Source organism: Cetobacterium sp. (genome assembly GCF_048470075.1).
GTDB lineage: Bacteria > Fusobacteriota > Fusobacteriia > Fusobacteriales > Fusobacteriaceae > Cetobacterium_A.
Window position 1 is genome coordinate 1 of sequence record NZ_DBGBQB010000290.1, and the last position, 2,264, is coordinate 2,264.

At 30.1% G+C, this 2,264-nt stretch carries 4 protein-coding genes; all 4 read right to left on the reverse strand.

Annotation, left to right across the window (positions count from 1 at the left end):
* Nucleotides 1-431 (reverse strand): DMT family transporter (locus tag ACMOUI_RS10250; protein WP_418965601.1); only part of this gene is annotated, 431 nt, incomplete at its 3' end.
* 12 nt (nucleotides 432-443) lie between these two features.
* Nucleotides 444-926 carry a hypothetical protein gene (locus tag ACMOUI_RS10255; RefSeq protein ID WP_418965602.1) on the reverse strand — a complete coding sequence of 161 codons (483 nt, stop codon included), beginning with the start codon at nucleotides 924-926 and terminating at the stop codon, nucleotides 444-446.
* Nucleotides 874-1,581, reverse strand: coding sequence for an APC family permease (locus ACMOUI_RS10260; RefSeq protein ID WP_418965603.1), 708 nt, complete (start codon nucleotides 1,579-1,581; stop codon nucleotides 874-876). Before ACMOUI_RS10260 ends, ACMOUI_RS10255 begins: the two co-directional genes overlap by 53 nt.
* A 9-nt stretch (nucleotides 1,582-1,590) precedes the next feature.
* The coding region (locus tag ACMOUI_RS10265) for a PTS sugar transporter subunit IIA (protein WP_418965604.1) at nucleotides 1,591-2,264 on the reverse strand (674 nt) is incomplete at its 5' end.

A 2,264-nucleotide genomic window follows, 5' to 3' on the forward strand; every position in this document is an offset into this window, starting at 1 on the left:
AGAGAATCTATCTTTCCATCTGTAAAAAGTAATAAAATTCCACCAATAGAGAAAATTATTGCCATTATATTTTTTATATTGATATTTTCTTTAAAAAAAACCACTCCTAAAATACACACAACAATAGGGGTACTACTCGATAGTATAGATGTATTTATTGAAGATGTTAAAGATATTCCCTTGAAAAATAGTAGCCCATTTAATACAATTCCTAAAAAAGAGAGGATAAATATATATAACATGTCCTTTTTTTCAATAAAAAACTCCTTCTCTTTAAAAAAATGAACTAACCCCATTCCTGTTCCAGCTATTAAATATCTAAAAAAAGTAAGTGTTATTGGTGGAAACTCTGCTGAAACAAACTTTCCTACTATAAGTCCTAGGGCCCAAAAAAATGTAGCTACAAATAAGTATATATTTTCTTTTTCCATAACCAACCTCTACTATTCTGTTTCATAACTGACCTCTATAAAGTTTTCAGCATGTGGAAATCTAAAATTAGCATATAATAGTGCTACTAAAAATACAACTCCTGTTCCTATCAATTGATTAGCCCCAGCTTTTGTAGCTAACAGGTAGCATTGAAATGAAATCCCTGTAACCGATATAGCTATAAGCACCTTTAACATTAGAGGACTCACTCTATATGGGGATTTTTCCCATTCATTGGGAAACAATCTAGGCAAATCCAAAACTTTATACGCCAATATTATTTTAAATCCATATGCTAATAATATAACTGTACTAGCTATAGTTCCTATACTAAAACCAAGTAAAATAGGCAATGCTCCAACAACATAAAAAACTCCTAATATATATGTTGGTGTTTTATATTTAGGATGAAGTACTGCTAACTGTCTTGGAAACCACCCATCAGAACAAGCTTGGAGAACAGGTTTTGTACAAGTTCCTATCTTTGCATTCAATGTAGTTGCTGTTGCAAATATTGCCCCACATACAACAAAATAAATAAACAGATGCTCCCCCAGTGGCAAAAACAAGTAATGCTGCAGTTTGCAAAATTCCCATAACTCCATTTGTCATAAAGTCAGGTTGATTGAAGTATCCTGGTTGAATTTTAAAAATTCCAAATCCAGCAAATATTACTAGAGCACTGATCAGTATAAATACCATCACCTTTTGAATCTTAGCTGCTCCAGAGATCCCAAAGTAATTAATCCCAAAAAACAGTGTTAAAACAGCCATTGAAACAATTTTTTCATTAGCATTTGGAATAAAGGTTAAAATGTATTGAGCTAATGATATTGCAAACATTGAAATTGAAATACTTCCCACTATATATTGAACAATATAGAACCCTGACCATTTTTTCCCTAAAAATACACTTGTTTGAGTATAAGCTCCACCTCTCATTCTGATGCAACCATTAACAAATACTAAAGGTATAGCTGCGGCTAATACAAATAGAGCAGATACTAAAAATGCAAAATTTGATGATCTTCCTTTCATTGCAATTGCGACTCCTGTTAAAGACATAACTCCAGCACCAATTATCTGCCCAATCGCAATTCCCATTAAATCGGCTTTTCCTAAAACCCTCTTCAAATCCTTTGTAGACATTTCATCCTCCTATATTTCACTTATTATTTTTTCCGCCATTTTTAAATAATCTTGTTCATTAAGAGATATTACTAAAAACACTTTTAAACCTTTATGTCCATTTGGAAATTCAATCTCATTTTCTAGTTCCACTTCAATCCAATCACTTTTTTTTACACCATCTCTATTTTTAGAGTGTATAAAATATATTTTTTCCCTTATTTGTAAATATTCCCCAAATTTAATAACCGTATCTTTTATATTTTCTACATAGTTTAGCTCTATACTTTCTCTCTCAATTAAAATTTTACAGAGATATTCCACTAACTCTTCCCAACTATCTACTTTACCCGTTTTTATCGATAATCTATCTATTTTTTCACTTTTCATGTTTAAATCATCAATTAACCTTGAACCAAATATCTCTTTTAACTTTATTACAAACTCTTCTCTACTATCCATCTGTGTTTCAGATGGAAGAGCTGATAAAATCTCTGAAAGAAATATTTTTTTCTCTCTTTCTTTTACTCCCATTTTTTTTATTTTTTCTATATCCCTCATAGATAAAATATTGGATATTCTTATATAATTTAATTCAGTTTCTAGTCTTGAAAAAGAGTTAGTTAAAATCAAATCTACATTCTCTTTAGGGTATTTTTTTAGTCTATGTATCGGAATAATTGCTATAATTTTAATATAAAAAT